Source organism: Mycobacterium sp. NGS35 (assembly GCF_059812855.1).
The window spans coordinates 50,279-69,478 of record NZ_JCALDL010000008.1 but is presented as its reverse complement, the minus strand read 5'-3'; the positions used below and the strand labels follow the sequence as shown (position 1 = coordinate 69,478).

22 protein-coding genes and 1 tRNA gene are annotated in these 19,200 nt (G+C 66.8%); 16 read left to right on the top strand and 7 right to left on the bottom strand.

Annotated features, from left to right (window positions below; all coding sequences use genetic code 11):
* Nucleotides 1-21: 21 nt before the first annotated feature.
* The 7 genes from dnaJ (at nucleotide 22) to era (ending at nucleotide 6,173) form a co-directional block, all read left to right on the top strand.
* Nucleotides 22-1,161 carry a molecular chaperone DnaJ gene (dnaJ, locus tag AC5Y4C_RS14480; RefSeq protein WP_499911136.1) on the top strand — a complete coding sequence of 380 codons (1,140 nt, stop codon included), beginning with the start codon at nucleotides 22-24 and terminating at the stop codon, nucleotides 1,159-1,161.
* On the top strand, nucleotides 1,162-1,905 hold the full coding sequence (locus tag AC5Y4C_RS14475; protein ID WP_499911135.1) for a 16S rRNA (uracil(1498)-N(3))-methyltransferase: 744 nt from the start codon (nucleotides 1,162-1,164) through the stop codon (nucleotides 1,903-1,905). It abuts the gene before it with no gap.
* A 96-nt stretch (nucleotides 1,906-2,001) separates the two neighbouring features.
* Nucleotides 2,002-3,039, top strand: a complete 1,038-nt coding sequence (locus AC5Y4C_RS14470) for a PhoH family protein (protein WP_499911134.1) — start codon at nucleotides 2,002-2,004, stop codon at nucleotides 3,037-3,039.
* A gap of 31 nt (nucleotides 3,040-3,070) precedes the next feature.
* The gene (ybeY, locus tag AC5Y4C_RS14465) at nucleotides 3,071-3,607 is read left to right on the top strand and encodes an rRNA maturation RNase YbeY (RefSeq protein WP_499911133.1); all 537 of its coding nucleotides are present in this window, start codon (nucleotides 3,071-3,073) and stop codon (nucleotides 3,605-3,607) included.
* Nucleotides 3,604-4,893 (top strand): hemolysin family protein, encoded by a 1,290-nt coding sequence (locus AC5Y4C_RS14460; RefSeq protein WP_499911132.1) that lies wholly within the window; start codon nucleotides 3,604-3,606, stop codon nucleotides 4,891-4,893. The genes ybeY and AC5Y4C_RS14460 overlap by 4 nt, the downstream gene beginning before the upstream one ends.
* Nucleotides 4,890-5,198: a cytidine deaminase-like protein gene (locus AC5Y4C_RS14455; RefSeq protein WP_499911131.1), complete on the top strand. Its 309-nt coding sequence runs from the start codon at nucleotides 4,890-4,892 to the stop codon at nucleotides 5,196-5,198. Before AC5Y4C_RS14460 ends, AC5Y4C_RS14455 begins: the two co-directional genes overlap by 4 nt.
* A gap of 72 nt (nucleotides 5,199-5,270) precedes the next feature.
* On the top strand, nucleotides 5,271-6,173 hold the full coding sequence (gene era, locus AC5Y4C_RS14450) for a GTPase Era (protein ID WP_499911130.1): 903 nt from the start codon (nucleotides 5,271-5,273) through the stop codon (nucleotides 6,171-6,173).
* Here era and AC5Y4C_RS14445 read toward each other — a convergent pair.
* On the bottom strand, nucleotides 6,170-6,580 hold the full coding sequence (locus AC5Y4C_RS14445; protein WP_499911265.1) for a CAP domain-containing protein: 411 nt from the start codon (nucleotides 6,578-6,580) through the stop codon (nucleotides 6,170-6,172). The genes era and AC5Y4C_RS14445 overlap by 4 nt on opposite strands.
* A 337-nt stretch (nucleotides 6,581-6,917) precedes the next feature.
* Between AC5Y4C_RS14445 and recO the strand changes: the two genes are divergently transcribed.
* The 3 genes from recO to AC5Y4C_RS14430 are packed head-to-tail and all read left to right on the top strand — an operon-like array spanning nucleotide 6,918 to nucleotide 8,981.
* Entirely contained in the window at nucleotides 6,918-7,724 is an 807-nt protein-coding gene (recO, locus tag AC5Y4C_RS14440; protein ID WP_499911129.1) for a DNA repair protein RecO, read from the top strand.
* Nucleotides 7,708-8,598, top strand: a complete 891-nt coding sequence (locus AC5Y4C_RS14435; protein WP_499911128.1) for a decaprenyl diphosphate synthase — start codon at nucleotides 7,708-7,710, stop codon at nucleotides 8,596-8,598. Before recO ends, AC5Y4C_RS14435 begins: the two co-directional genes overlap by 17 nt.
* On the top strand, nucleotides 8,598-8,981 hold the full coding sequence (locus tag AC5Y4C_RS14430; RefSeq protein WP_499911127.1) for a hypothetical protein: 384 nt from the start codon (nucleotides 8,598-8,600) through the stop codon (nucleotides 8,979-8,981). The genes AC5Y4C_RS14435 and AC5Y4C_RS14430 overlap by 1 nt, the downstream gene beginning before the upstream one ends.
* On the opposite strand, the gene AC5Y4C_RS14425 is transcribed toward AC5Y4C_RS14430, so the two are convergent.
* The gene (locus AC5Y4C_RS14425) at nucleotides 8,978-9,373 is read right to left on the bottom strand and encodes a Fur family transcriptional regulator (RefSeq protein WP_499911126.1); all 396 of its coding nucleotides are present in this window, start codon (nucleotides 9,371-9,373) and stop codon (nucleotides 8,978-8,980) included. The two genes, AC5Y4C_RS14430 and AC5Y4C_RS14425, sit on opposite strands and share 4 nt — an antisense overlap.
* Nucleotides 9,370-9,729 (bottom strand): ArsR/SmtB family transcription factor, encoded by a 360-nt coding sequence (locus AC5Y4C_RS14420; RefSeq protein WP_499911125.1) that lies wholly within the window; start codon nucleotides 9,727-9,729, stop codon nucleotides 9,370-9,372. Before AC5Y4C_RS14420 ends, AC5Y4C_RS14425 begins: the two co-directional genes overlap by 4 nt.
* Before the next feature lie 42 nt (nucleotides 9,730-9,771).
* Between AC5Y4C_RS14420 and AC5Y4C_RS14415 the strand changes: the two genes are divergently transcribed.
* Nucleotides 9,772-11,202 (top strand): glycine--tRNA ligase, encoded by a 1,431-nt coding sequence (locus AC5Y4C_RS14415; RefSeq protein ID WP_499911263.1) that lies wholly within the window; start codon nucleotides 9,772-9,774, stop codon nucleotides 11,200-11,202.
* A gap of 88 nt (nucleotides 11,203-11,290) precedes the next feature.
* Here AC5Y4C_RS14415 and AC5Y4C_RS14410 read toward each other — a convergent pair whose 3' ends face one another.
* Nucleotides 11,291-13,288 (bottom strand): TPM domain-containing protein, encoded by a 1,998-nt coding sequence (locus AC5Y4C_RS14410; protein ID WP_499911124.1) that lies wholly within the window; start codon nucleotides 13,286-13,288, stop codon nucleotides 11,291-11,293.
* A gap of 41 nt (nucleotides 13,289-13,329) precedes the next feature.
* Here AC5Y4C_RS14410 and AC5Y4C_RS14405 point away from each other — a divergent pair, with 41 nt between their 5' ends.
* Nucleotides 13,330-14,586, top strand: coding sequence for a deoxyguanosinetriphosphate triphosphohydrolase (locus AC5Y4C_RS14405; RefSeq protein WP_499911123.1), 1,257 nt, complete (start codon nucleotides 13,330-13,332; stop codon nucleotides 14,584-14,586).
* A 5-nt stretch (nucleotides 14,587-14,591) separates the two neighbouring features.
* Nucleotides 14,592-16,493 carry a DNA primase gene (dnaG, locus tag AC5Y4C_RS14400; RefSeq protein WP_499911122.1) on the top strand — a complete coding sequence of 634 codons (1,902 nt, stop codon included), beginning with the start codon at nucleotides 14,592-14,594 and terminating at the stop codon, nucleotides 16,491-16,493.
* A 3-nt stretch (nucleotides 16,494-16,496) separates the two neighbouring features.
* Here dnaG and AC5Y4C_RS14395 read toward each other — a convergent pair whose 3' ends face one another.
* Nucleotides 16,497-16,745 carry a hypothetical protein gene (locus tag AC5Y4C_RS14395; RefSeq protein WP_499911261.1) on the bottom strand — a complete coding sequence of 83 codons (249 nt, stop codon included), beginning with the start codon at nucleotides 16,743-16,745 and terminating at the stop codon, nucleotides 16,497-16,499.
* 128 nt (nucleotides 16,746-16,873) lie between these two features.
* On the opposite strand from AC5Y4C_RS14395, the gene AC5Y4C_RS14390 reads away from it, so the two are divergent.
* From AC5Y4C_RS14390 to AC5Y4C_RS14380, 3 genes are all read left to right on the top strand, one after another.
* A tRNA-Asn gene (locus AC5Y4C_RS14390) sits at nucleotides 16,874-16,949 on the top strand.
* A 230-nt stretch (nucleotides 16,950-17,179) separates the two neighbouring features.
* Entirely contained in the window at nucleotides 17,180-17,395 is a 216-nt protein-coding gene (locus tag AC5Y4C_RS14385; protein ID WP_499911121.1) for an excalibur calcium-binding domain-containing protein, read from the top strand.
* Between the two features lie 3 nt (nucleotides 17,396-17,398).
* Nucleotides 17,399-17,749 carry a thermonuclease family protein gene (locus AC5Y4C_RS14380; protein WP_499911120.1) on the top strand — a complete coding sequence of 117 codons (351 nt, stop codon included), beginning with the start codon at nucleotides 17,399-17,401 and terminating at the stop codon, nucleotides 17,747-17,749.
* A gap of 115 nt (nucleotides 17,750-17,864) precedes the next feature.
* Here the strand turns inward: AC5Y4C_RS14380 and AC5Y4C_RS14375 are convergent, their stop codons facing one another.
* Complete coding sequence (locus AC5Y4C_RS14375; protein WP_006246594.1) at nucleotides 17,865-18,494, bottom strand: class I SAM-dependent methyltransferase; 630 nt, start codon at nucleotides 18,492-18,494, stop codon at nucleotides 17,865-17,867.
* Nucleotides 18,495-18,520: 26 nt separating this feature from the next.
* Nucleotides 18,521-19,132: a methyltransferase family protein gene (locus AC5Y4C_RS14370; RefSeq protein WP_006246593.1), complete on the bottom strand. Its 612-nt coding sequence runs from the start codon at nucleotides 19,130-19,132 to the stop codon at nucleotides 18,521-18,523.
* Nucleotides 19,133-19,200 lie beyond the last annotated feature (68 nt).

The window sequence follows — 19,200 nt, the reverse complement described above, 5'->3', positions numbered from 1 at the left end:
GCAGAGAGGGCTACAACAACCGTGGCACGGGACTATTACGGGCTGCTCGGGGTGAGCAGGAACGCCAGTGACGCGGAGATCAAACGCGCCTACCGGCGGCTGGCCCGCGAACTTCATCCTGACGTCAACCCCGACGAGAACGCGCAGGCGCGGTTCAAGGAGATCAGCGTCGCCTACGAGGTGCTCAGCGACCCGGAGAAGCGCCGCATCGTCGACCTCGGCGGCGACCCGATGGAAAACGCCGCCAGCAGCAACGGCTTTACCACAGGTTTCGGCGGCCTGGGCGACGTGTTCGAGGCCTTCTTCGGTGGCGGGACCACCTCGCGAGGCCCGATCGGTCGGGTGCGGCCTGGTGCCGATTCTCTGCTGCGCATGCGGCTGGACCTCGAGGAATGCGCCACGGGCGTGACCAAGCAGGTGACCGTCGACACCGCGGTGCTGTGCGACAAGTGCCACGGCAAGGGCACCAACGACGGGTCCGCGCCGGTACGCTGCGACACCTGCGGTGGCCGCGGCGAGGTGCAGAGCGTGCAACGGTCGCTGCTCGGCCAAGTGATGACGTCGCGGCCGTGCCCCACTTGCCGCGGGGTCGGCGAAGTGATCCTCGACCCGTGCTACCGCTGCGGCGGCGACGGCCGGGTGCGCGCGCGTCGCGACATCAGCGTCAAGATTCCCGCCGGTGTCGGCAACGGCATGCGCGTTCGGTTGGCCGCTCAGGGCGAAGTGGGCCCGGGCGGGGGTCCTGCCGGCGACCTCTACGTCGAGGTCCACGAACAGCCGCACGAGGTCTTTCTGCGCGACGGCGACGATCTGCACTGCACCGTTTCGGTGCCGATGGTCGACGCCGCGCTCGGCACCGACGTGACCATCGACGCGATCCTCGACGGGCCCACGGCGATCACCATTCCGCCAGGGACACAACCGGGTTCGGTAGTCACCATGCGCGGCCTCGGTATGCCGCACCTGCGCACTGGCGCGCGCGGTGACCTGCATGTCCATGTCGAGGTCACAGTGCCTACCCGGCTCGACCACCGCGACGCGGAGCTGCTGCGCCAGCTCAAGAAGCACCGCCGCAGCGACATCGCGGAGGTGAAGGCCACCAGCGCCGCGGCTAGTGGTGGCCTGTTCAGCCGTCTTCGCGAGACGTTCACCGGTCGCTGAGTGACGGACGCGCTCTTCTACGTCGACGCGCTGCCCGACGAGGGCGCTGTCGCGACGGTGGCGGGCGACGAAGGATTTCACGCCGCAACAGTCCGCCGGATCCGGCCCGGCGAACCGCTCCTGCTGGGCGATGGGGCTGGTGAGCTGGCCCGATGCGAGGTCTGCGACGTCGACCGGCGCGCGCTGCATGCCCGGGTGCAGAGCCGGTGGAGCGTCGAGCCGGTGTCGCCCCCGGTGACTGTCGTGCAGGCAGTGCCGAAGTCCGAGCGCTCTGAGCTGGCCATCGAATCGGCCACCGAGGCGGGCGCTGATGCGTTCGTCGCCTGGCAGGCCGCCCGGTGTGTGGCGCGCTGGGAATCCGCACGTGCTGACAAGGGCTTGCGCCGGTGGCGGGCAGTGGCCCGGGCGGCTGCGCGCCAGTCGCGGCGGGCGTACATCCCGCCGGTCGACGGACCGGTGTCCACCGCCGAACTGGTCGACCGCATCGGCGCCGCGACCATGCTCGTGTTGCATGAGTCGGCCGCGGAGGCGTTGTCGGAAAAGCATGTCGCGCAAGCTGATTCAGTTGTCCTCGTTGTGGGTCCGGAAGGCGGGATCACCGACGAGGAGCTCGACGCGTTGACGGCCGCCGGCGGGGTTGCGGTCCGGCTTGGCCCGACGATCCTGCGCACGTCGACCGCCGCTGCGGTCGCGTTGGGCGCGCTGGGGGTCCTGACGCCGCGTTGGGGCCAAAGTGGCAGGTGAGGTGCGCTACCCGCGGTCGATCTCTGGGCGGACATCTGTCTCGGCGGTAGACTGGCGGATCATCGTCCATGACCGAAAGCAGGCTTTGGTAACCACGTGACGCCCCGCGAGACAAGCGCTGCCCCGACCGTTCGAAGCAGCATCGATGTTCCGCCCGATCTGATCGTGGGCCTGCTGGGCTCCGCCGACGAGAACCTGCGTGCGATGGAACGGCTGCTGTCCGCTGAGTTGCACGCTCGCGGCAATACGGTGTCGCTGTCGGGATCCCCTGCGGATGTCGCACTGGCTGAACGCGTGGTGACCGAGCTGATCGTTCTGGTGGCCGGCGGTCAGGTACTGACGCCGGACGTGGTGCGCCAAAGCATCACCATGCTGACCGGCGACTCGAACGAGTCGCCCGCCGAAGTGTTGAGCCTCGACGTCTTGTCCAGGGGCGGCAAGACAATTCGGCCGAAGACGCTCAACCAGAAGCGCTACGTCGACGCGATCGATGGCAACACCGTCGTGTTCGGTATCGGCCCGGCCGGCACCGGCAAGACTTATCTCGCGATGGCCAAGGCGGTCAATGCGTTACAGACGAAGCAGGTCAGCCGGATCATCCTGACCCGTCCGGCGGTGGAAGCCGGTGAGCGCCTTGGCTTTTTGCCCGGCACGCTCTCCGAGAAGATCGACCCTTATCTGCGGCCGCTGTACGACGCGCTGCACGACATGATGGATCCCGAAGTCATCGGAAAGCTCATGAGCGCCGGGGTGATCGAGGTGGCGCCGCTCGGGTATATGCGGGGAAGGACGCTCAACTCGGCGTTCATCATTCTCGACGAGGCGCAGAACACTACTCCAGAGCAGATGAAGATGTTTCTGACTCGTCTTGGCTTCGGTTCGAAAATCGTTGTCACAGGCGACGTTACGCAGGTCGACCTGCCCGGCGGCGCCACGTCCGGTCTGCGAGCGGCGGTCGAGATCTTGGACGGCATCGACGACATCGCAGTGTCGGAACTGACGAGTGCCGACGTGGTGCGCCACAAGCTGGTCACCGAAATCGTCGACGCCTATGCGCGGGCAGAGAACTCGTCCTTGTCGATGAACCGCGCCCAGCGCCGCGCCGCGGGTGCGCGTGCCCACCGGACGCACTGATGAGCGCTTGCGCGAAGAAGAGACGGCACTGATGTCGATCGAAGTAGCCAACGAGTCGGGGCTCGACGTCTCCGAGGCAGAACTGATCAGCGTCGCCCGCTTCGTCATCGAGCGCATGAACGTCAATCCGGCCGCCGAGTTGTCGATGGTGCTGCTGGATCCGAACTCGATGGCCGACCTGCACATGCGGTGGATGGACCTGCCCGGGCCCACCGACGTGATGAGCTTTCCGATGGACGAACTCGAACCCGGCGGCCGCCCTGACGCGCCGGAGCCGGGTCCGGCCATGCTGGGCGACATCGTGCTGTGTCCGCAATTCGCAGCCGAACAAGCCGCGGCAGCAGGGCATTCGCTGGGGCACGAGCTTGCGTTGCTGACCATCCACGGGGTGCTGCATCTGCTCGGCTTCGACCATGCCGAGCCCGAGGAGGAGAAAGAAATGTTCGCCCTGCAACGCGACCTACTCGAGGAGTGGGTGGCCGAGCAGGTGCAGGCCTACCACAAGGATCGCCAGACCGAAAGGGACCGTCGGCTGCTGGACAAGTCCCGGTACTTCGACCAACCGTGAGCGGTCTGGGCGCACTACTGGGCGCGATCGTTCTGATCGCATTCGGCGGGCTGTTCGCAGCCATCGACGCCGCACTGAGCACCGTGTCGATGGCTCGAGTGGAGGAACTCGTCCGCGACGAGCGGCCCGGCGCCGTGCGGCTGGCGCGGGTGATGAACGAGCGGCCCCGCTACATCAATCTCATTGTGCTGCTGCGGATCACCTGTGAAGCGGCAGCGACGGTGTTGCTGGTGGCGTTCCTTTGGGACGACCTCGGGCTGCAATGGGGCCTGGTCGTCGCCGCGTCGCTGATGGTGGTGATCAGCTTCGTGGCCATCGGTGTGGCGCCGCGCACTCTCGGTCGCCAGCACGCGTATTCGATCGCGCTGGCGTCGGCCCTTCCGCTGCAAGCGATCTCGGTGCTGCTGACCCCGATCAGTAGGCTGCTGGTGCTGATCGGCAACGCGCTGACACCGGGCCGTGGTTTTCGCAACGGCCCGTTCGCGTCCGAGATCGAGTTGCGTGAAGTCGTCGACCTGGCGCAGCAGCGCGGCGTGGTGGCCGACGACGAGCGGCGGATGATCCAGTCGGTGTTCGAACTCGGCGACACCCCGGCACGCGAAGTGATGGTGCCCCGCACCGAAATGGTGTGGATCGAAAGCGACAAGAACGCAGGCCAAGCCACATCCCTGGCGGTGCGCAGCGGCCACTCTCGCATCCCGGTGATCGGCGAGAACGTCGACGACGTCGTCGGTGTCGTCTACCTCAAAGACCTTGTGCAGCAGACGTACTACTCGACGACGGGTGGACGCGACACCAAGGTCACCGAGGTCATGCGGCCTGCGGTGTTCATGCCCGACTCCAAACCACTCGATGCGCTGCTGCGTGAGATGCAGCGCACCCGCAACCACATGGCGCTGCTGGTCGACGAGTACGGCGCCATCGCCGGACTGGTGACCATCGAAGACGTGCTGGAGGAGATCGTCGGCGAGATCGCCGACGAATACGACACCGACGAAGTGGCGCCGGTCGAAGATCTGGGCGACAAGAACTTCCGGGTATCCGCCCGCCTGCCGATCGAAGACCTCGGCGAACTCTACGGAATCGAGTTCGAAGAGGATCTGGACGTCGACACGGTCGGCGGCCTGGTGGCGCTCGAACTCGGCAGGGTGCCGCTGCCCGGCGCTGAGGTGACGTCGCATGGGCTGCGCCTGCGGGCCGAGGGCGGCCACGACCATCGCGGCCGCGTGCGAATCAGTACTGTGCTGGTCAGCCCGGACAAGCGGGAGGAGAACGACCAATCGTGACCGATGAGGACTCGAAGCTGGTGGTGCTTGCGCGGGGTGCGATGGCGCGCGCAGACGCGAGCAGCGGTGCGGCCGTGCGGGACGTCGACGGCCGCACCTACGCCGCTGCGCCTGTGGACTTGTCTGCGCTGAGCCTCACCGCGCTTCAGGCGGCCGTCGCGGCGGCGGTATCCAGCGGAGCCGTCGGGCTGGAGGCCGCCGTCGTGGTGGGCGGGGACACCGACGACCCGGGCGTCAAGGCCGTGCAGGAACTCTCGGCCGACGCGGCGATCATCGTCACCGACCGCGCCGGAAACCCGGTGTAGCGCCGAACGTGAACCCAACGCGAAAATCCGGCGCATTTTTCGCGCTGTGCTCACGCTCGGTGAGGGGCCGTAATGGCTGAATTCCGTTCCGGCTTTGTCTGTTTCGTCGGCCGGCCGAACACCGGCAAGTCGACGCTGATGAACCGGCTGGTGGGCGCGAAGGTGGCGATCACGTCGTCACGGCCGCAGACCACCCGCCACACGATCCGCGGCATCGTGCACCGCGACGATTTCCAGATCGTCATCGTCGACACCCCGGGATTGCACCGCCCCCGCACTCTGTTGGGCAAGCGGCTCAACGACCTGGTGCGTGACACCTACAGCGAGGTCGACGTCATCGGCCTGTGCATCCCCGCCGACGAGGCAATCGGGCCGGGGGACCGGTGGATCTTCGAGCAGATCCGGACGATGGCGCCGCACACCACGCTGATCGTCGTCGTCACCAAGATCGACAAAGTCACCAAGGGCGAAGTGGCGCAGCAACTCGCGGCGGTCGCGGAGTTCGTCGGCGACGCGGCCGCGGATATCGTGCCGGTGTCGGCAACCCGCGGCGACCAGATCGACGTGTTGATCGATGTGCTCGCGGCCAAGCTGCCCCCCGGCCCGCCGTACTACCCCGACGGCGAACTCACCGACGAACCCGAAGAGGTGTTGATGGCCGAGCTCATCCGGGAGGCCGCGCTCGAGGGCCTCGGCGACGAGCTGCCGCATTCGCTGGCCGTGGTGATCGACGAGGTGAATCGACGACCCGATCGTGACGATCTGATCGACGTGCACGCGATCCTCTACGTCGAACGCGACAGCCAAAAAGGCATCGTCATCGGCAAAGGCGGCACGCGGTTGCGTGAGGTTGGCACCGCGGCACGCATGCAGATCGAGAAGCTGCTCGGGACCAAGGTGTATCTGGATCTGCGGGTCAAGGTCGCCAAGAACTGGCAGCGGGATCCGAAACAGCTGGGCAGGCTTGGCTTTTAGCTTCCCGCGAAGTCGACGACGGCAACCATCTTGGCGCCGTTCGACGCCGTTGCGAACCCTCCCGCGTTGTACGCGCAATCGGTGATGATCGCCCGGTGCGGCGGGCTGTTCATCCATGCGTCCAGCGCCGCCGCGACTGTGGCCAAAGCGCCTGTGCCCCAATAAACGATCTCACCGGTGCGCGTGGCCTGGGTGTAGCCGGCATCGGCGATCCTGCTCTGCGGTGTCGAACCGTCCGAACCGGCATGGCCGTCGACTCCAGTCCGCAGCATGTCGTCGGCATGACGCTGCGCGGCGGCGGTCAACCGGGCATCGGTGCGCATCGTGGGGCATGCCTGCCGCAGCACCTTGACGCCGTTGTACACGGCGGTGCCGAAATCGTCTGCGACGGCTGGTGATTGGGCCACACCACCGAATACGACGAGCGCAGCACAGACCGAGCTGACCCTGGCGACCGTGCGCTTGATCGTCACGCTGCCTCGCAAACGGCTCGCTGCACTGCTCTAGCAAACCAGATGCTAACCACCGGGTGATCCCGGTGAAGTGGGAATACCCGAAATCGGCTGCTACGCCGACGCCGCAACGGCCCAGCCGTGGATACCCTCGAGCTCGGTGGCCAGTGGAGACCAGCAGCGGCTCTCGGCGTTGTCGACTACGGCGTCGGCAAGCGCCGGTTTCGACGCGGCCCGACATTAATCGGCGGTGCATACCGGGTATGTCGGCTTGTGATGGGAAACTGAATCAATGCGGTTGTACCGGGACCGGGCGGTTGTGCTGCGCCAGCACAAGCTCGGCGAGGCTGACCGGATCGTCACCCTGCTCACCCGTGAGCACGGGCTGGTGCGTGCGGTCGCCAAGGGGGTGCGGCGCACCCGCAGCAAGTTCGGGGCGCGGTTGGAGCCGTTCGCCCACATCGATGTCCAGCTGCATCCCGGCCGCAACCTCGACATCGTCACGCAGGTGGTCTCCATCGACGCCTTCGCCACGGACATCGTCAGCGACTATGGCCGCTATACCTGCGCATGTGCGGTGCTGGAAACCGCCGAACGGCTGGCCGGAGAAGAGCGCGTCCCCGTCCCTGCGCTGCACCGGCTCACCGTCGGAGCCCTGCGCGCGGTGGCCGACGGAGCGCGCCCGCGAGAACTGGTGCTGGACGCCTATTTGCTGCGAGCCATGGGAATCGCGGGCTGGGCGCCGGCGCTCACCGAGTGCGCCCGCTGCGCAGCGCCCGGGCCGCACCGGGCGTTCCATGTCGCGGCCGGCGGCAGCGTGTGTGTGCACTGCCGGCCAGCGGGGTCGTCTACGCCACCAGTCGGGGTGCTGGATCTGATGTCGGCATTGCACGACGGCGACTGGGACTACGCGCAGGCGGCGCCGCCGTCGCATCGCAGCCACGCCAGCGGGCTGGTGGCTGCGCACTTGCAGTGGCATCTGGAACGCCAGCTACGGACGTTGCCGCTGGTGGAACGCATCGATCGGGTGGATCGCGCAGTCGGCGACCACGGGGTGGCGCTGTTCGGGCAGGATATGGCGCGTGATTCGGGGAGCTGAGCGCAGGCGCAAGGCCAAATTCCCGCAACTGCCGCCGGCGCCTGACGACTATCCGACCTTCCCCGACAAATCGGTATGGCCGGTGCCGTTCCCCGAGCTGCCGCCTGCGCCAGGCGGTGGACCGAGACGTCCGCCACAGCACACGTCCAAAGCCGCAGCACCGCAGATCCCCGCCGACCAGCTGCCGCGTCACGTCGCGGTCGTCATGGACGGCAACGGCCGCTGGGCCACGCAGCGCGGCCTGCACCGCACCGAAGGGCACAAGATGGGTGAGGCGGTGCTCATCGACATAACGTGCGGAGCCATCGAGATCGGCATCAAGCACCTCACGGTTTACGCGTTCTCCACCGAGAATTGGAAGCGCAGCACCGAAGAGGTGCGCTTCCTCATGGGCTTCAACCGCGAAGTGGTACGGCGCCGGCGGGAGAACCTCAACGCGATGGGGGTGCGAATGCGCTGGGTCGGTTCGCGCCCGCGCATGTGGCGCAGCGTGATCAAAGAGTTCGAGATCGCCGAACAGATGACGCTGCACAACGACGTCATCACCATCAATTACTGCGTCAACTACGGTGGCCGCACCGAAATCGTCGAGGCCACAAAGGAAATCGCTCGGCTGGCCGCGGCCGGGCGGATCAATCCCAACCGGATCACCGAGGCCACGGTGGCCAAACACCTTCACCGGCCCGACATTCCGGACGTCGACCTGTTCATCCGCACATCGGGGGAGCAGCGGGCAAGCAACTTCATGTTGTGGCAGGCGGCCTACGCCGAGTACGTGTTCCAGGACAAGCTGTGGCCGGACTACGACCGGCGGGATCTGTGGGAGGCATGCGAGGAGTACGTCCGCCGCAACCGGAGATTCGGTCGAGCGTAATGACGCTGCAACAGCGGTTGCGTGACGTGCTGTCCGGCGTGCTGTCGGTGCGGGATGAAGACGACGGCGCGTTGACGGTTCAGCACGACGGGACGTTGGCGTCGCTGCGGGTGGTCACCGTTGCCGAGGGTCTAGAGTTGGTGTCGCTGTCGCAGATCCTGGCGTGGGACATCCCGCTGGACCGCGGTGTCCGGGCCAAGATCGCCGAACATGCCCGCGACACCATGCTCGGCACGGTCACGCTGATCGAGAAGAAGCGGATCGGAGAAGTGTTGCTGCGCTACAACTTTCCGGGTACCGGTCTCACCGACGAGGCACTGCGCACGTTGATCCTGATGGTGCTGTCCACGGGCGCCGACGTGCGTCGCGCGCTGACCGATTAGCCTCGCGCGCAGGAGGCACAGGTCCCGAAGATCTCAATGGTGTGGCTTGCCTCCGAAAAACCATGTGCGGCAGCCACTTCGGCTGCCCACGCCTCGACCTGGCCGCCTTGAACCTCGACCGTGAATCCGCAGGCGCGGCACACCAGATGGTGGTGGTGGTGCGTCGAGCAGCGGCGGTAGACGGACTCGCCGGTGTCGGTGCGCAACGTGTCGACGGCGCCGGCCGCCGACAGCGACTGCAGTGTGCGGTAGACGGTGGTCAGTCCGATGCCTTCGCCACGGCGGCGGAGTTCGTCGTGAATCTCCTGGGCGGAGCGGAAGTCGTCGAGGGAGTCCAGTAGGGCGGTGATCGCTGCGCGTTGTCGAGTACTGCGCACACCGGCCCCGGTCACGTCGTCTCCTCGGCGGCATGGGTGACCGCGGCGGTGACAATGTGGGCCAGATGCTGGTCGACCAGCCGGTAGAGCACCTCGCGGCCGGATCGTTCACCTTGCACCACGCCCGCGGCCTTGAGGATCTTCAGGTGCTGGCTGACCAGCGGCTGCGGTACCCCGAGCGCGTCGACAAGCTCGTGCACGCAGCGCTGCGACTCCAGCAGCTGCAACACGATCGCAATGCGCACGGGGGCAGCCAACGCCCGCAGGATGTCGCCGGCGGTGTCGAGCACATGGCGCGGGGGCAGCTGACCCGGCGCTTGTCCGTGCCGGTGTTGCTGATGCGCTTGCGCCAAAGTGGAAACCGTTTCCATTAGTGGCCAGATTACATGCGTGACCACGCATGCGACAGCGGGTTGGGCGGCCCGCTTGGCGCAGCGCGCGGCCGATTACGCTGGCTACCCGTGGCATCCGTGATCGATACCGTCGTCAACCTGGCCAAGCGCCGCGGGTTGGTGTACCCGTCCGGCGAAATCTACGGCGGCACGCGGTCAGCCTGGGACTACGGCCCGCTCGGTGTCGAGCTCAAGGAGAACATCAAGCGCCAGTGGTGGCAGGCGGTGGTCACCGGCCGCGACGACGTCGTCGGCATCGACACCTCGATCATCCTGCCGCGCGCGGTCTGGGTGGCCTCGGGACACGTCGAGGTCTTCCACGATCCGCTGGTGGAATGCCTGAACTGCCACAAGCGGCATCGCCAGGATCATCTGCAGGAGGCGTATGCCGCCAAGAAGGGGTTGACGGATCCCGAGTCGGTGCCGGTGGCCGAAATCGTGTGCCCGGATTGCGGGACCAAAGGCCAGTGGACCGAGCCGCGTGAATTCAACATGATGCTCAAGACCTACCTCGGGCCCATCGAAACCGAGGAAGGCCTGCACTATTTGCGGCCAGAGACCGCCCAAGGCATTTTCGTGAACTTTGCGAATGTGATGACGACGTCGCGCAAGAAGCCACCGTTCGGAATCGGTCAGATAGGCAAGAGCTTTCGCAACGAGATCACACCGGGCAACTTCATCTTCCGCACCCGCGAGTTCGAGCAGATGGAGATGGAATTCTTCGTCGAGCCGCACACCGCGCCGCAGTGGCACCAGTATTGGATCGACACCCGGCTGGAGTGGTACGTCGACCTCGGTATCAAGCGGGACAACCTGCGGCTGTTCGAGCATCCCAAAGACAAGCTGTCGCATTACTCGGACCGCACTGTCGACATCGAGTACAAGTTCGGGTTCCAAGGCAACCCGTGGGGTGAGCTGGAAGGCATCGCCAATCGCACCGACTTCGACTTGAAGACGCACGCCGAGCACTCGGGCGTCGACCTGTCCTACTACGACCAGGCCACCGACACGCGCTACATCCCCTACGTCATCGAGCCGGCGGCGGGGTTAACGCGGTCGTTCATGGCATTCCTGATCGACGCCTACACCGAGGACGAGGCGCCAAATGCCAAGGGCGTCATGGAGAAACGCACGGTGTTGCGGCTGGACCCGCGGCTCGCGCCGGTGAAGGTGGCGGTGCTGCCGCTGTCGCGCCACGCCGACTTGTCGCCGAAAGCGCGCGATCTCGCCGCCGAACTACGCAAGAACTGGAACGTGGAGTTCGACGATGCCGGCGCGATCGGACGGCGGTACCGCCGGCAGGACGAGATCGGCACACCGTATTGCGTCACAATCGATTTCGACACGCTCGACGACAACGCCGTGACCGTGCGCGAACGTGACGACATGACGCAGGACCGGATCCCGATCGACGGGGTCGCCGACTATCTGGCCAAGCGGCTGCGCGGCTGACTTTTTTGGCGCGAGCGTGCGGGTCTGCACGGCGACACGCCGGCCAGAACCGTACCGGCACGCACGCTCGCGGTCGATCAGCAAGGGGTCAGAAGCGGCCGCCGCCGCCGAAGAAATCGCCCGAGTTGCTCGTCGACCCGCCGAATCCGGTCGAGCTCCAGCCACCGAACCCGCCACGCAGCGCCCCGCTGAGGATGTTGCCGATGATGATGCCCCCGATCATCGCCCCCATGTCCGAGCCGCCGCGGCCGAACCGCCCGGAATAGAGCCGCTGGGCGTTCTGCACGTCGGCGTTGGCCAACGACTGCGCCTGCGCCGCCAGCATCGAGGCGCCGTTGGCGTACGCCATTGCCTGATTCAGGTCGGCCGCCCGAATGGCCTGGGCCGCCTCGAGTTGCCGAAGAGCCTCAGAGAGCCGGGTTCGGGCCTCCGGCCCGATGCTTCCGCGGCGGGTGTCGATGTAGTCCGACACCGCCCGCACCCGCGACTGCGCGGTGAAAAGTGCCTGGTCGAAAGCGCGGGAGAGCCGTTCGGCCGCAACGCGCTCCTCGGCGACGCTGGCCAGCAGCCGGTCGAGCTCGGCGTCGGCCTTGGTGAGTTGGGTGAACGCACCAAGCGGGTCGGCCGCGCCCCGGTCTCGTGCGGATTCGACGGCGGTGACGGCGGCACTGCGGGCGGCTGCGAGTTCAGTCGCATGAGGGACGTTGCCTTCGCGAAGTTGCGCGTCGGCTTGCGTGATGCCGTTTTGGATGTCGGCGATCGCCGACGGCAGCATCGCCGCGGCGCGTTTGATGTCACTTTCTGCTGAGTCCACGGCGTCGAGCAGCGACCGGGCTTGTGCCAGCGCCGACTCGGCTGCACGCACCGTGTCGACCAGCTCGGCCTGCTGGCCGGCGACCGGACGCGCCGCCAACTCCCGCGCGCGCGTGATGTTCTGCTCGGCGAACGTCAGACGCTCCTGAGCCGCGGTCACATTGCCGGACACCGAAGCCAAGGCGGCACTATCGAATTCCGTGCGCAGGGCGGCCATCTTCTGATCAGCCGGCGCGATTCTGGCCGTGAGCTCGACGAGCTGCTGGGTCAACGTGTCGAGTTTGTCTGGGGCATTGATCACGAGGTCGCGCAGCTGCTCGAACGCTTCCTTCTGTGCGTCGAGTTCACGGTCGGCTTGAGCGGCGGAGACGATCACCCGGGTCAGCAGTTCGCGGCGCTGCGCCGGCGTTTCGGGAATGGCGTCGTCGAGCTGCTGGCGAACCGCAAACGCTTGTGCCAGAGCCGACTTCGCGTTGTTGACAGCACGCGTGAAGGGCTCGGTCCTCTCGGGTCCGAATTCCTCGATCGCTAAAGCCAGCTCATTCTCACTGCTGCGCACAGCGTTGTCGACGTCGACCACCTTCTCTTTGGAGAGGTCGTCGAGCACGTCGAGCGAAACCGAACCGAGTAGCTGCGGGTTCGTCGCGTCGATTCGGCGCGCAGCGGCGAATTCGGCCGCACGCCTGCGGCGCCGGCGCCAGCGCATCAATGCCATCAGCACCGCCAAGGCGACCACAATGAGGCCTGCCACCACAATCAGCGTTCGCCAGGAGAACGACGACTTTCCCGTCGTGCCGAGGCCGTTCGCTGCGGCCACCGCGGCACCTGCCCAGTCGTCGTTGCGCAGTGCCGGTTCGATCTGATTGCGCCGGATGTCGTCCACCCGGCTTGCGCTGACATTCTTGACGCTGTCTGGCACAAGGAACGCGTAGGCCCGGTCGACGGTCGCGATCGCCAGGATCGCGTCGAAATCACCGAGATCGCTTGTCCTATAGGTGCTTTTGGCCCAGCTCTCGGCGCCAAGACCGGCGAAGTCGTCGACGTAGACCACCCACAGGCGAGTTTTGCGGTCGCTGTAGAGCTTGTCGATCGCGGCCTGCACCTGCGCGCGCTGAGTAGTCGTGAGCGCATCCGCGCGGTCTGTGACGTAGCCCGGCAGGCGGAACGGTGGCTCTGCGACGGCGTGAGGCGCGACGAGCACGATCGCGGCCAGAACGGCGAAAAGGACGCCGAGCAGACGGGCACCGACGCCGGGGAGGCGGACAGAGCGCATGGTGGCCAATCTAATGAACGGTGCTGGCAGACTGTGGCTCGGTGACCGCGAACGAGCACAACTACACCGCGCACGACCGCGAGCGGATGGTGGTCGAGGCGCCCAAACAAGCTGCGCTGCCCGGCACCCATGCCGAACATCGCACCGACTTCGCCCGGGACCGGGCCCGCGTCCTGCATAGCGCTGCGTTGCGCCGATTGGCCGACAAGACCCAGGTGGTCGGGCCGCGCGAGAGTGACACACCGCGCACTCGCCTCACGCATTCGCTCGAAGTGGCCCAGATCGGTCGCGGAATGGCGGTTGGCCTGGGCTGCGATCCCGATTTGGTCGACCTGGCCGGCCTGGCCCACGACATCGGCCATCCGCCGTACGGCCACAACGGCGAGAAGGCGCTCGATGATTTCGCGGCCGAGTACGGCGGCTTCGAGGGCAATGCCCAGAACTTGCGGATCCTGTCGTGTCTCGAGCCCAAAGCTCTTGACGCTCAAGGCAACAGCGCCGGGCTGAATCTGACGCGCGCCGCGCTGGATGCCGTCACCAAGTATCCGTGGCTGCGACGGCCCGACGTACGCAAGTTCGGTGCGTACGCCGAGGACGTCGACGTGCTCGCGTGGGTCCGCGACGGCGCCCCGCCGGACCGGCCGTGTTTGGAGGCGCAGGTGATGGACTGGGCCGACGACGTCGCGTACTCGGTGCACGACGTCGAGGACGGGGTGATCTCCGGGCGGATCGACTTGCGGGTGCTCGCCGACGACGATGCGGCGGCTGCGCTCGGCCGGCTCGGCGCCGGCGAGTTCGCGGGCCTGTCGGCCGACGACCTGGTCGCGGCGGCCGACAGGCTGTCGCGGCTGCCGGTGGTGGCTGCGGTCGGCAAGTACGACGCCACCCTGGCGTCGTCAGCGTCGCTCAAGCGGCTGACCAGCGAGTTGGTGGGCAGGTTCGCGTCCGCGGCGATCGCCGAGACCAGGAAGTCCGCGGGCGACGGGCCGCTGGGCCGCCACGAAGCCGACCTCCTTGTGCCGGCCCTGGTCCGGGCCGAGGTCGCGGTACTTAAAACCCTTGCGCTGCAATACATCATGTCGGATCCGCGCCATCTGGCACTGCAGGAGCGGCAGCGAGAACGCATCCATCGGGTGGCGCAGTGGTTGCTCGCCGGCGCGCCGGCCACCCTCGACCCGCTGTTCGCGCCGATGTTCAATGCCGCGCCCGACGACGGCGGGCGCGTGCGGGTGGTCGTCGACCAGATCGCGTCGTTCACCGAAGGCCGCATTGAGCGTCTCGAGGCGGCTTTAGACTGAGCTCCGTGGCAGGGCGCATCTCGGATCGCGACATCGCCGCCATCCGCGAACGCAACCGCATCGACGAGGTCGTTGCCGACTACGTGCAGCTGCGCCGGGCCGGCGCAGACTCGCTGAAGGGGCTGTGCCCATTCCACGACGAGAAGTCGCCGTCGTTTCATGTCCGCCCCAACCACGGCCACTTCCACTGCTTCGGCTGCGGCGAGGGTGGCGACGTCTATGCGTTCGTGCAGAAGGTCGAGCACGTCACGTTCGTGGAGGCGGTCGAGCGGCTGGCTGACCGGATCGGCTACACGATCACCTACACCGGCGCCCCGTCGGCCGTGCAGCGGGACCGGGGCAGTCGCAGCCGGCTGATCGCCGCGAACGCCGCAGCGCAGGAGTTCTACGCCCAGGCGCTGCAGTCCGACGAGGCCGCGCCTGCTCGGCAATATTTGTTGGATCGCAATTTCGACGCCGACGCGGCCCAGCGCTTCGGCTGCGGCTTCGCCCCGTCGGGCTGGGATACGCTGACAAAACACTTGCTGCGCAAGGGCTTTGAGTTCAAGGAGCTCGAGGCGGCCGGATTGTCGCGCGAGGGGCGCCGCGGGCCGATGGACCGGTTCCACCGGAGGCTGCTGTGGCCCATCCGCGCCAGCAGCGGCGAAGTCATCGGCTTCGGGGCGCGCCGGATTTTCGACGACGATCCGATGGAGGCCAAGTACGTCAACACCCCCGAGACCGTGCTCTACAAGAAGTCGGCGGCGCTGTTCGGCATCGACCTGGCCAAGCGCGATATCGCCAAAGGCCATCAGGCCGTAGTCGTCGAGGGATACACCGACGTGATGGCGATGCACCTGGCCGGCGTCACCACCGCGGTGGCGTCGTGCGGCACCGCCTTCGGCGACGAACACCTCGCGATGCTGCGCCGACTCATGATGGACGACAGCTTCTTTCGTGGCGAACTCATCTACGTGTTCGACGGCGACCAAGCTGGTCAGGCGGCCGCGCTCAAGGCATTCGACGGTGAGCAGAACCTGGCGGGGCAGTCGTTCGTCGCAATCGCGGCCGACGGCATGGACCCGTGCGACCTTCGGCTCAAGGCCGGTGACGGTGCGCTGCGCGACCTGGTCGCCCGCCGCACACCGTTGTTCGAGTTCGCGATTCGCTCCGCGCTGGCCGAAATGGACCTCGACAGCGCCGAGGGGCGGGTCGCCGCGTTGCGCCGGTGCGTGCCCATGGTGGCCCGGATCAAGGACCCGACGCTGCGAGACGAGTACGCGCGCCAGCTCGCGGGCTGGGTCGGTTGGGACGACGTGGCGCAGGTGATCGGCCGGGTGCGGGAAGAGGCGCAGCGGCGGGGCGGAGCGGTACGGCGCGAGTCGCGGCGGACAGCGGCCTCGAAGGCGTCGCCGTCGACGTCCGCCGAGCGCCCCAATCCGCGGGATCCCACGCTGTGGCCGCAACGCGAGGCGCTCAAGTGTGCGCTGCAGTATCCGGCCCTTGCCGGGCCGGTGTTCGACACCTTGCCGGTCGAGAGCTTCACGCATCCGGGCTATGCGGCAGTGCGCGCGGCGATTTCTGGGGCGGGTGGCACGTCGGCCGGTCTGACCGGTGCGGCATGGATCGACGCGGTCCGTCAGCACGCCGACGGCGCGGCCACGCTGGTCAACGAACTCGGGGTTGAGACGATTCGGGTCCACGACGACGAGAAGCTGCCGCGCTACATCGGCGGGGTTTTGGCGCGCCTGCAGGAGGTGTGGGTCGGTCGGCAGATCGCCGAGGTGAAGTCGAAGCTGCAGCGCATGTCGCCGATCGAGCAGGGCGATCAGTACCACGCGTTGTTCGGCGAGCTGGTCGCGATGGAGGCCTACCGGCGCAGCCTGCTCGAGCAGGCGAGCGGAGACGGCAACGACCTGACCGCTTAGAGGTCAGCGGCGAGCCTCTTGGGCTTCCGGCTCCAACACGATCGTGGTCTCGTCGATCTCCGTCAGCGTCACCATGCGCGGGTCGGGCGAGAGTCGGTCGGCGATCTTGCGGCGACCCGCGTCGATCATCGTCTTCGCGGCGGGGCTGCCGGTCACGGCCTTATAGGTGCCGACGATCTGCTCGTAGCGGCGGCGGCCGGCCTTGGTGCCCAGCACATAGCCCGCGGCCAGTACGACGGCGTAGCGGATCACAGTGGTCCCCTCCATCACCTTGTGCGTTCAGACCATCCTGCCTGAGGACTGGCGCGTCTTGGCACTGGACTGCCCTCGTACGCTAGAGTCAGCCAGCGTTGCGCGGGTAGGTCCGTGTGTGCGAGCGATCCCCTGTAGCTCAATTGGCAGAGCATTCGGCTGTTAACCGAAGGGTTGCTGGTTCGAGTCCAGCCGGGGGAGCCAGGTCAGCCCGAGTTTCCGGTCCGTGTTCTGGGCTTGGGAAATCCCGCAAACTCTTCACATGTGCTTGGCGCGCGAATTGAACGCCCCCACGATGTCAACCGCCGAGCAATCTCGGGGATCCTCCAGCGAATCATCGGTAACGTCAATATACTGATGCGCACAAGCTATTGTCCTTAGCTGATAGCGCAACAGCGCGTCATCGTCGGTCATCATCACCACGGGGAGACACCATGATTCGGAAGATAGTCATCGCTGCCGCGACTGCGGCCGCCGTTGCTGGTATTGGCATCGGCGCAGCGTCGCCTGCCGTCGCCGACGGGCCGTACGCAAACTGCACGCAGGCCCACAACGACGGCCGGTACAACATTCCCAAGGGCGATGACGCTTACGACCCGAAGCTCGACCGTGACGGCGACGGCTACGCCTGCGAGCCCAAGCGCAACTAGCTGATGCCCAGACTGTCAGTGGCCGGATGGGCGGTCGCGGCGACAACGGCCGCCCTGCTGGCTTCGCTGCAGCCGGCCTTCGCGAGGGCCGACACCGTCACTCCGACCGCGGTCGTCTTGAAAGTCGTCGACGGTGACACCGTCGACGTCCGCGACGACGTCCGCGGGCGGCTGCGGGTCCGTCTTCTGGGAATCGATACCCCGGAAACGACCAAGCCCGGATCTCCGGTCGAGTGCTGGGGGCCTGAGGCTACCGAGTTCGCGAAGGCCACTCTGCTCGGCCAACGCGTTGCCGTGGTGGCCGATCCCACTCAAGACCGCACCGACAACTACGGCCGGACTTATCTGCACTAGTCAATCCGGTTCACCGGGGCCGGTCATCAGTCGGAGTCTTTGGAGCCTTCGAGGGCGCGGCTGAGCTGTTGATGTGGGACAGCTCTAGCTGGATGGTCGGTGAGTTCGCGTCGGGTTACGTGGTTTTGCGGGCGGTGAGGCGTTCGACGAGGCCGAGTTTGAAGCGTTCGACGCGTTCGATGTCGAGGTTGGGGTCGTTGCGGATGTGGTTGAGGGGGCGGCGCAGGAAGTGTTCGCCGCCGAGGGGAACGGTGAACAGTTCGAGGAAGCGTTGCACGGCTCGGGCGGGGGCGACGCTGCTGCGGATGTGATCGACCAGGATGAGTTGTCCGCCGGGGCGCAGGACGCGGGTCATTTCGTTGAGGGCTTTGGTGTGGTCGGGGATGGCGCAGAGCCCGAAGGTGCAGACGACGGTGTCGAAGGTGGCGTCGTCGAACGGTAGGTGGTGGGCGTCGGCTTGTTGCAGCGTGGCGGGGTGGCCGAGGTCGGCGGCACGTTGACGAGCCAGGTCGAGCATCTGTTCGCTCCAGTCGATCCCGGTCAGCGTGACGGTGTCGGGGTAGAACTCGAGGTTGAGGCCGGTGCCGACGGCGACTTCCAGGGTGGTGCCGGCCGCTTGGCTGCAGACCCATTGGCGGGAGTCGCCGAACAGGTGGCGGTCAAAGAATCCGATTTCGCGGTCGTAGGTACGGGATTTCTTGTCCCAGTATCGGTTCCATCGGGCGGTGCGATCACCGGTGGCCATGGTTCACCTCGATTCGAGTCGGCCAGTCAGACGATTCGGGTGCGTCCGATGTGGGGAACAAACCGGCCGACCGTCTCACAGTAGTCCCGGTAGGCCTGGCCGTGGATAGCGTTGAGATAGGGCTCTTCGACGACGCGGACCTGCAGCTCGATGGTGGCCAGCAGCACGACGAACGCGACCAGGGCGAGCGGGTTGGGGGTCATCAGGGTGATGCCGGCGGCGAAGATCAGCATCGCGGTGAAGATGGGGTTGCGCACCAGCCCGAACACACCACGGAGCACCAATGTGGTGGTCTCACTGGGGTCGACGCCAATCCGCCAGGACTCGCCCATGTCGCGCTGGGCGTAGAGGGTGGCCGCGATACCCGCCACCGCCAGCACCGTCCCGCCCACCTGAATCCACGGCGCCTGCAGGAGCGCGATCGGGGTGAGGATGCCGAGCAGTTGCAGCAGCGGTGCGGCCGCCCCGGCGAGGATGGCAGCGATGAATCCGGCGCCGGCGAACCATTCCAGCGAGCCAGGCCGGCCGTGGATGCCGCGAAACCCGGTCGAGCCGGTGCGGCGGTGCTGGGTCCAGCTGCGCCAGCCGAACCCTAAGACGGCAAAGACCAGGTAGAGAACGAGCGCGGTGGCGGGCATGGGTGAACCTCCTGGCCGGACTGAGATGAGTGTCGATGTGGAGAGGGGCGGTCAAGCCGATGGATGCG

Bases quoted from the DNA above. Each gene is read 5' to 3' on its own strand.
- AC5Y4C_RS14420 (WP_499911125.1), bottom strand. From the start codon at position 9,729: ATGGAAACGGTTTCCACTTTGGCGCAAGCGCATCAGCAACACCGGCAC.
- AC5Y4C_RS14430 (WP_499911127.1), top strand. From the start codon at position 8,598: ATGACGCTGCAACAGCGGTTGCGTGACGTGCTGTCCGGCGTGCTGTCG.
- AC5Y4C_RS14385 (WP_499911121.1), top strand. From the start codon at position 17,180: ATGATTCGGAAGATAGTCATCGCTGCCGCGACTGCGGCCGCCGTTGCT.
- ybeY (WP_499911133.1), top strand. From the start codon at position 3,071: ATGTCGATCGAAGTAGCCAACGAGTCGGGGCTCGACGTCTCCGAGGCA.
- recO (WP_499911129.1), top strand. From the start codon at position 6,918: ATGCGGTTGTACCGGGACCGGGCGGTTGTGCTGCGCCAGCACAAGCTC.
- AC5Y4C_RS14375 (WP_006246594.1), bottom strand. From the start codon at position 18,494: ATGGCCACCGGTGATCGCACCGCCCGATGGAACCGATACTGGGACAAG.
- AC5Y4C_RS14370 (WP_006246593.1), bottom strand. From the start codon at position 19,132: ATGCCCGCCACCGCGCTCGTTCTCTACCTGGTCTTTGCCGTCTTAGGG.
- era (WP_499911130.1), top strand. From the start codon at position 5,271: ATGGCTGAATTCCGTTCCGGCTTTGTCTGTTTCGTCGGCCGGCCGAAC.
- AC5Y4C_RS14380 (WP_499911120.1), top strand. From the start codon at position 17,399: ATGCCCAGACTGTCAGTGGCCGGATGGGCGGTCGCGGCGACAACGGCC.
- AC5Y4C_RS14410 (WP_499911124.1), bottom strand. From the start codon at position 13,288: ATGCGCTCTGTCCGCCTCCCCGGCGTCGGTGCCCGTCTGCTCGGCGTC.